This window comes from Blautia sp. ZXY-1-B12 (assembly GCF_056339915.1).
The window spans coordinates 1-8,172 of sequence record NZ_JBWJVP010000073.1 but is presented as its reverse complement, the minus strand read 5'-3'; the positions used below and the strand labels follow the sequence as shown (position 1 = coordinate 8,172).

Sequence of the window (8,172 nt, the reverse complement as noted above, 5' to 3'; positions counted from 1 at the left end):
ACAGACAATCATGAGAAAATCTCACCACAATAAATGAAAACTGAATACTAGCTATACGTTATGTAGTGGTATACTTAAGGTGCCGAATAAGATCGGAAGGGGATTGGTGCTTACAAGCCCGTCCGACAGACTGATTTTCAGCTCCTTAGGTGTACCACTTTTTGTTTCCATCGGGTTTTGATGAGGACGCAGGACAGCCAACAATTAAGCAAGGAGCTGCATCGGCTTATGCGAAGGAGGTTTGCTTTATGGAAGTATTGTATAAGCGGTGTTGTGGGATTGACATTCATAAAAATATGATGGTAGCCTGTATTTTTACGAGTGTCAGAAAAAAAGAAATCCGTCAGTTTTCAACAATGACGGAAGATATTCTCCAATTAGTTTCGTGGCTGAAAGAAACAGATTGTGAGATGGCTGCCATGGAAAGTACGGGCTCTTATTGGAAACCTGTATATAATATATTTGAAGAAGAACAGATACCGATCATGGTTGTGAATGCGCAGCATATCAAAGGAGTTCCCGGACGTAAGACGGATGTAAAAGATGCAGAGTGGATTGCCGATCTGGTACGCCATGGATTAGTAAAAGCAAGTTACATACCAAATAGGGATCAAAGAGAACTGCGAGAAATAACCCGTTACCGCCAGGAGGTAATTGAAGAACGTGCTCGTGAATTAAATCGAATCCAGGCTGTGTTAGAAGGCTGCAATGTTAAATTGAGCAGTGTAATTACCGATATCAGCGGAAAAAGCGGTATGACAATTTTAAAGGCAATTGTATCTGGAGAAACAGATCCGGTTGTTTTAAGTGAACTTGCCGAAGGAAGAGCCAGAGATAAAATTCCAGAAATGCAGAAATCCCTACAAGGACGGATATCAGAACATCAGCAAAAAATGTTGAAACATCAACTTGGGCATATTGAAAGCCTGACCGCTTTAATTATGGATTTAGATGCAGATATTAAAAAAAAAACAGAATCCATAAATTGGGCAATCGAAGCTTTGGATGATATGCCTGGGATTGGAAGAAAAAGTGCAGAACGAATTTTAGCGGAAACTGGTGTGGAAATGGAGCACTTTCAAAATGAATCCCGTTTCAGCTCATGGGCGGGGCTTGTGCCTGAGTGTAAGGAAAGCGCCGGAAAAAAGATGAGTACACGAATACGGAAAGGAAATAAATATTTGAAAGCAACGTTGGTGGAATGTGCTCGTGCTGGAATACGAAACAAGCAAAGTTATCTCTACTCCCGTTATCAAAGAATTGCCGCGCGCAGAGGTGGGAAAAGGGCTTTAATTGCAGTAGCCCATACCATGTTAATCTCGATTTATCATATACTAAAAGAGAAAGTTCCTTATCATGATCTTGGAGCGGACTACTACTCCGTTATCAATCAAGAAAAGATAATCAATAGGAATATTCGTACATTAGAAAAGTTAGGGGTAAATGTAATGATTCAGCCGAAATGAATCTCTTTAACTGTATAATTAAGAGAAGGAAATAAGCCCGCCAAAAGGCGAGCTTATTTAGAATGCTTGTTTATAGGTTATCGCTGAACTACGTTTTCAGGACAGCCCCCTTTCGTCTCTTTTTTGTATTCAGTTATCTACGCCTTCTTTCATCAGCATAATCATTGTATCAGGATAAAGTTCACAAAGTATCCGCAATACGTTCCCATAAGTTCATTTCATTATTAGAATCATACATATTTCAGTGTAAAAAGTTCACTATTCAAATTCTGATTATTTATAGTTAATATGGTCTATCAAAATGACTATTTTCTGTTTCATTATTTAATTTAACAAAACAATTCCTATGCCAAAAGGCGGAGTTCACTTTACATTTTCCCCATATATTTTTCTGCCATATGTACTGCCATAGCACCATCTGCCACAGCTGTTACTATCTGACGAAGTAACTTTGTTCTGACATCTCCTACAGCATAAACACCTGGAATACTCGTTTCAGTATTTTCACCTGCCACAATATATCCTTTATTATCCAGTTCTATCTGATTATCTAAAAAATCTGTTGTCGGTTTTCTTCCTATACTCACAAACAGGCCGTCACATTCTATAATGTTTTCTTCTCCTGTAACTGTATCTTTCAACCGCACACCAGTCAATCGTTCTCCATAAATCAGTTCATTTACTGTATTGTTCCATCGAAACTCTATATTTTCAGTTTTCATCAGCTGGTCATAGTAGATTTTCGTTGCACGTAATGTATCTCTTCGATGAACAATGATGACTTTCTTAGCAATTCGACTTAAAAGAACAGCATCTGATACAGCAGAATTTCCACCACCAACAACCACCACGATCTTATCTTTATAAAACATACCATCACAGGAGGCACAATAAGCAACACCATGACCTATCAATTCTTTTTCTTTAGCGAGACCAAGTTCTCTTGGATTTGCTCCAGTAGCAATCACTACTGTTTTCCCAATATAAATTCCCGAACTAGTTTCTACTCTCTTAAGCTTTCCTGTTAAATCCATATTAAAAACTTCAGCATATTCACTTTTAGCGCCAAATTTTTCCGCCTGTTTTTGCATTTTCTCTGCCAATGAAAATCCGTCAATTCCATTTTCAAAACCAGGATAGTTATCAATCTGCCAGGTCAATGACATCTGACCACCTGCAGATAATTTTTCTAAAACAATTGTATCAAATCCTGCTCTGGCTGCGTATAATGCTGAAGTATACCCTCCAGGTCCTCCCCCCACGATAATCATATCGTAAACATGATTTTCATTCATACAGCAGTCCTCCTTTTATTTTTCCAATGCTTCATTAATAAAATTCTCTATCATTATTTTTGATTCAGGTGCAACAATAGAATCTATTGCCTTTCCATCTCGATATAAAACCAGCGTAGGAATTATCTCAATCTTTTCAGCTTCTGCAATCTGTGGTTCTTCATCAATATTTACTTTTCCAGCAATAAGAATATCGCTGTATTCTTCACTTATTTTTTCATAAGCCGCTCCAATTCTACGGCAATAACCACACCAAGGTGCCCAGAAATCAACCAAAACCGGTTTTTCTTTATGAATTAATTGTCCAAACTTTTCTTTATTTATATTTATTGATGTCATATTTTTCAACTCCTTCTCCTGTTTGAACTTAATATACCTCATAAAAAGTCTTACTTCAGTGATGATATCACAGAAAAGATAATTTACTTTATTACACTTCTTTTTATTTCTATTTATGGCATATGCCAGTTATATAATTGACACATCTCAATAAATTAAGTATACTCCCATCTTTGACCGTTACAAAAAGATGGGAGTACTATACGCTCAATTCATTACTTTTGGCAAGTAAGAAATAATCAATATGAAAATAACAAAAAAGAAGGCGCTGCGGTAACTTCTCCATTGCCTTGTCACATCCTTTCATATTATTATTTTTTACTATTCTTCTTAATGACAGCTATGGCTTCCACATCCGTGCTCGCCACATGTATGTCCTTCCCCGTGGTTGTGTTCATGGTGAGAACACTTCACATCTGGATTATAGTCAAGTGTATCATTGATAAAAGCTTCTACTGCTTTATCCGCATCTCCGGATACTCCTCCGAAAAGCTTAATACCGGCTGCCGCTAATGCTGTCTGTGCACCGCCTCCGATTCCGCCACAGATCAGAACATCTGCATTCAACGCATTAAGAACTCCCGCCAATGCACCATGTCCGCTTCCATTCGTATCTACTACTTCTGAATTTACTACTTTTCCTTCCTCTACATCGTAAATCTTAAATGTCTCTGTGTGTCCAAAGTGCTGGAAAATCTGTCCATTTTCATATGTTACTGCTATTCTCATGATACCTTCTCCTTTTTCTTCTGCATATTTTTTGTAAATTTCCTGTTTGTAACATCCTCCAAAGCTGCAGTTGCTGCTCTGACCATCACAAATTCTGAAATCCCCACCCTCGATTCTGAGTGGATGTCCATCAATGAGTGCATCTGCTATTTTCTTCCTGGCAATCTCGTAAATCCGCTGGACCGTCGTTCTTGCGATCTGCATAGATGCTGCACATTGCTCCTGACTATAACCATTCTTGTCCAAAAGACGAATTGTCTCGTACTCATCTACCGTCAGAACAATGGGTGTTTTTTTCTCAGTATCATCTGCCGGAAGAAATTCTAAAATTTGTGGGAAATGACAGACTTTTCTGCATTTTACTGGTCTCGGCATAAACTGCTCCTTTCTCGCTTTTTTTATATAATAGCCCTATAAAAGGCATATGTCAATAATGTTTTTGACATATATCTTTTATAAATCACCTGATGGTATTACTTATTTTCATTATTTTTTAATTTGCAGATACCCTGCGTCATTGTTCCCATTGGACAAAATGTACACCAGGTTCGTGGCTTATACAGCACCATTACGATCAACCCTAACAGCAGAGAGGTAAGCATCAAACTATAAAATCCAAAACTAAACTGTGCCACCCAATCAGCTACTGTTCCTGCAGTGTATGTCCATCCCCATGGAACACGGAAGGTCCAGAATAGTTTGATGGCTTCACGCAAGGAGGATGCTCCGGCACCAACTAAATATGTCTGAAATACCATATTCCCAAACATTGTAAGGAAAAATATCAAAAAGCCATATCGGAACCATTTTGAACTCGTCCATCGCGGGGTTGGTTTATTTCTTGAGCATTTTAAATCTCCACCAAGCTTGCTAAAAAGCTGGCCACGTCCACACAAATGATTACAGAAAAATTTATTTCCGCCGAATATTGCTATTCCTAACGGCACCAGGAAATCAATCATCCCAAACCAGGCGAACAAAATATTAAAAAAACCAAGAGTAAAATAAATGATCGCCCATATCCATAAATAATCATACCAATGCTTCTTTTTCTTTATACCGCTGCCCTCTCTTTCATTTCAATACAGCCTGCTGGACAGGACTTTGCACATTTCCCGCATCCTACACACAATGTTTCTTCTACTACCGCATAGCACCCACAATGGACTTTAACCGCTGTTACCGGACAAGTATTTTCACATACCCCGCAGGCAACACATCTTTTTTTATCGACACTTGCTACTCTTTTTGCCAATGCTTTGTTCCCCTTTCAAATTTGGTATCTCTATTGTACCTGAAAAAGGTAAATTCTTCTGTGATATTATTACATAAGAATTTACCTTGAACGCTAATAACTAGAATGACATATTTTTATTATACTCCACCTTTATATTTATATATAATGTTTAGAATCTCCTCGGTTGTTCTAATAATTACTTTTTGTTTTTCTTTCGTTGTTATAGATTTGCTTTCTTCTTCAGATAACGAAGAATAAAGGTGGATGGTATTAGCATGATGCCATATCTCATCGCAAATTTTCTCAATTTCATCAGCACTCCGAAATGCCTGGTCTGTTTGCATTTGCAAGTGTTCTCGTTGCTCTTCCAGATGATTCATCTGTTCTAGTAACTGATCCCTTTCTTTCTGCAATTGATCATGTTGTGCCCGCAGTTGATCCATTTGTATTTTAATTTCGCTCATCTTATCTTTTTGTCTCCGCATAAGCATCATCAAATATACAACTATAAATGCAAATAATAATGTTATATACAGCATAAACTTCTCCTCATGACACATATATTTTGACGGTTTTCCGCAAATTAACTGTCGATAATGGCATAGAAAGAACAGTTAGTTTCCCAGGATCCTTTTTAATTTCAACAGCATCAGGATTGCCTGTGATTAAAATTACAGGTGTTGTCCTGTCAGCACGCCATGGCTGATTCAGTTGTCTCGTCATATCTTCGGTAACAATCCAAAGATTCGGCTTATGTTTTCCTAATTTTGTTTTAGCGCTTTCCGGTGTGTAAAACAGCATGATCTGCTCTGAAATAAACTGCAATGCTTCTTTTAATCCTTTTGCATAGTTTTCATTGCCACAGATCAGTGCAATAATAGAATCAGCTTTCTTTTTTTGTGTTATCTGAATAAAATCCAAAACTGGTGTATTATAGAGACTAAAATCTTTTTCCAAATTAACTTTATCATAGTAACTCTTTGCTGCCTTGCACATTCTTAGACAAAACTGTTCTATGTCTATACGAATATCAATGCTGTTCTCCTGTATGTTCATACTGTCCAACTGACAAACTGACATTCCACAGTTTAATCCTAGATGAAAGTGTATATTATTTTCATCATTTAAAAATCCTTTGTTTTGATGAAGATATTCACACCGGAGCTGCCAACAGCGTTCTCCGCAAATATATGGCTTTTCATCGGATTGAGATAGTTTAAAGTGGTCCCCTGCATATTCATCAAACCAACGGATATACTGGGTTCCCACATCACGGGTCGGTTTTTTTTGCCGATCAAGCATAACCCGGCCATCTCGATAATGTTTAACAATTTCCGGGAAAGCAATACCTCCGCAAATATCTGGCAAAGTCAATGCCAATGCCAGTGCAGACTGCCATCGTCTGTCTACAACATTCAGTTCTACTTCTTCAATTCGGTCCAAAAATGTAAAACTGACATCTCCCTGCATTATTTATCCCTCCTTCATATTTACAAAAGTCATGTACTATAATCAGTATATTTTTATTTATGGCATATGTCAATTATTTAATTGACGCATCTAAAAAAAGCAAGTATACTATGTTCGTAAAGGAGATAACTGTTATGAACTTCGAAAATTATTTTCCACTATGGAATGACTTAAATACAGCACAGAAAAAAATAATTTCAGACAATTTAATCACACGGGATGTAAAAAAAGGAACGATCATTCACAACGGAAACCTGGACTGTACTGGATTATTACTGGTTAAATCCGGGCAGCTTCGAACCTACATACTTTCAGATGAAGGACGAGAGATTACACTTTACCGTCTGTTCGATATGGATATGTGTCTTTTATCCGCCTCATGTATCATACGCTCCATTCAATTTGAAGTAACCATTGAAGCAGAAAAAGATACTGATCTTTGGATCATCCCTGCTGAAATCTATAAGGACATTATGAAGGAATCTGCTCCCGTCGCAAACTATACCAATGAGTTAATAGCCACCCGTTTTTCTGATGTCATGTGGCTGATTGAACAAATCATGTGGAAGAGTTTGGATAAGCGTGTTGCTTCATTTCTTTTAGAAGAGACCTCTATCGAAGGAACAAATGAATTGAAAATCACTCATGAGACGATTGCTAATCATCTTGGTTCCCACAGGGAAGTTATCACTCGAATGCTTCGATACTTTCAAGGCGAAGGACTCGTCAAACTCTCCCGCGGCAAAATCACAATCCTGGATTCGAAAAGACTGGAAACACTACAAAGATCATAAAACTGTTTTTCTGTAACATCTAAAAGAATCCTCCATTTATCAGAATTATGAAAGTCATTCTAATAAATGGGGGATCTTTTTATGCTACGAGAAAATTATAAAAATATTGTGATTATTTTTTAATAATCCATACCACATGCATATGCCTTTTCTATCAGCGCACGGTCATTAACCACTGTATCATAGAAGCGGAATCCACCGGAAAAGTTGTATGTTTCATAACCATTTCCTTCCAGAATACGGCTGGCAATGTAACTGCGCAGACCACTTTGGCATATCAGATACACAGGCTTTCCTTTCTCAATTTCATTGATACGTTCCCTTAGTTCATCTACAGGAATGTTTTTGAATCCATTCATATGCCCCCTGTTAAATTCACCTACAGTCCTCACATCCAGCAACACCACATTTTTATCTTTAGAAATCTTATCCATATCTTCCAAATGCCATTGTTTTAAGGTCCCTTTTGCTATATTGTCTATCATGAAGCCGGCCATATTTACAGGATCCTTTGCAGAGGAATAAGGCGGTGCATATGCGAGATCCAGATCTTTCAACTGGGTTGCCTTCAGCCCTGCATGGATCGCTGTTGCCAGCACATCAATACGTTTATCAACTCCTTCATATCCAATAATCTGAGCGCCAAGCAAACGATAAGTCTCTTTTTCAAAAACCACCTTCATGGTCATCACTTTTCCACCAGGATAGTAACCGGCATGACTCATAGGAGAAAGAATTACTGTATCTACCTCTAACCCTGACTTTTTAGCATTGGTTTCATTGATACCTGTAGTGGCTGCTGTCATATCAAACACTTTGATAACGGAGCTTCCCTGACTGCC

At 37.8% G+C, this 8,172-nt stretch carries 10 protein-coding genes; 2 read left to right on the top strand and 8 right to left on the bottom strand.

Going from position 1 to position 8,172, the window contains the following annotated elements; genetic code table 11:
* Positions 1–248: 248 nt before the first annotated feature.
* Positions 249–1,466, top strand: coding sequence for an IS110 family RNA-guided transposase (locus AC075L_RS05345; protein WP_476387299.1), 1,218 nt, complete (start codon positions 249–251; stop codon positions 1,464–1,466).
* A gap of 368 nt (positions 1,467–1,834) precedes the next feature.
* On the opposite strand, the gene trxB is transcribed toward AC075L_RS05345, so the two are convergent.
* The 7 genes from trxB to AC075L_RS05310 form a co-directional block, all read right to left on the bottom strand.
* Positions 1,835–2,761 carry a thioredoxin-disulfide reductase gene (trxB, locus tag AC075L_RS05340; protein ID WP_476387298.1) on the bottom strand — a complete coding sequence of 309 codons (927 nt, stop codon included), beginning with the start codon at positions 2,759–2,761 and terminating at the stop codon, positions 1,835–1,837.
* Positions 2,762–2,776: 15 nt separating this feature from the next.
* A complete protein-coding gene (locus AC075L_RS05335; RefSeq protein WP_005330449.1) occupies positions 2,777–3,100 on the bottom strand; it encodes a thioredoxin family protein in 324 nt (107 codons plus the stop codon).
* A gap of 330 nt (positions 3,101–3,430) precedes the next feature.
* Entirely contained in the window at positions 3,431–4,204 is a 774-nt protein-coding gene (locus tag AC075L_RS05330; RefSeq protein ID WP_476387297.1) for a DUF134 domain-containing protein, read from the bottom strand.
* Between the two features lie 98 nt (positions 4,205–4,302).
* Positions 4,303–4,887 (bottom strand): 4Fe-4S binding protein, encoded by a 585-nt coding sequence (locus tag AC075L_RS05325; protein WP_476387300.1) that lies wholly within the window; start codon positions 4,885–4,887, stop codon positions 4,303–4,305.
* Positions 4,884–5,084 carry a 4Fe-4S binding protein gene (locus AC075L_RS05320; protein ID WP_476387296.1) on the bottom strand — a complete coding sequence of 67 codons (201 nt, stop codon included), beginning with the start codon at positions 5,082–5,084 and terminating at the stop codon, positions 4,884–4,886. The genes AC075L_RS05325 and AC075L_RS05320 overlap by 4 nt, the downstream gene beginning before the upstream one ends.
* A 119-nt stretch (positions 5,085–5,203) precedes the next feature.
* A complete protein-coding gene (locus AC075L_RS05315) occupies positions 5,204–5,530 on the bottom strand; it encodes a hypothetical protein (protein WP_476387295.1) in 327 nt (108 codons plus the stop codon).
* Positions 5,531–5,615: 85 nt separating this feature from the next.
* The gene (locus AC075L_RS05310) at positions 5,616–6,536 is read right to left on the bottom strand and encodes a hypothetical protein (protein WP_476387294.1); all 921 of its coding nucleotides are present in this window, start codon (positions 6,534–6,536) and stop codon (positions 5,616–5,618) included.
* Positions 6,537–6,646: 110 nt separating this feature from the next.
* Here AC075L_RS05310 and AC075L_RS05305 point away from each other — a divergent pair, with 110 nt between their 5' ends.
* Entirely contained in the window at positions 6,647–7,330 is a 684-nt protein-coding gene (locus AC075L_RS05305) for a Crp/Fnr family transcriptional regulator (protein ID WP_476387293.1), read from the top strand.
* Positions 7,331–7,449: 119 nt separating this feature from the next.
* Here the strand turns inward: AC075L_RS05305 and AC075L_RS05300 are convergent.
* Positions 7,450–8,172 (bottom strand): rhodanese-like domain-containing protein (locus AC075L_RS05300; RefSeq protein ID WP_476387292.1); only part of this gene is annotated, 723 nt, incomplete at its 5' end.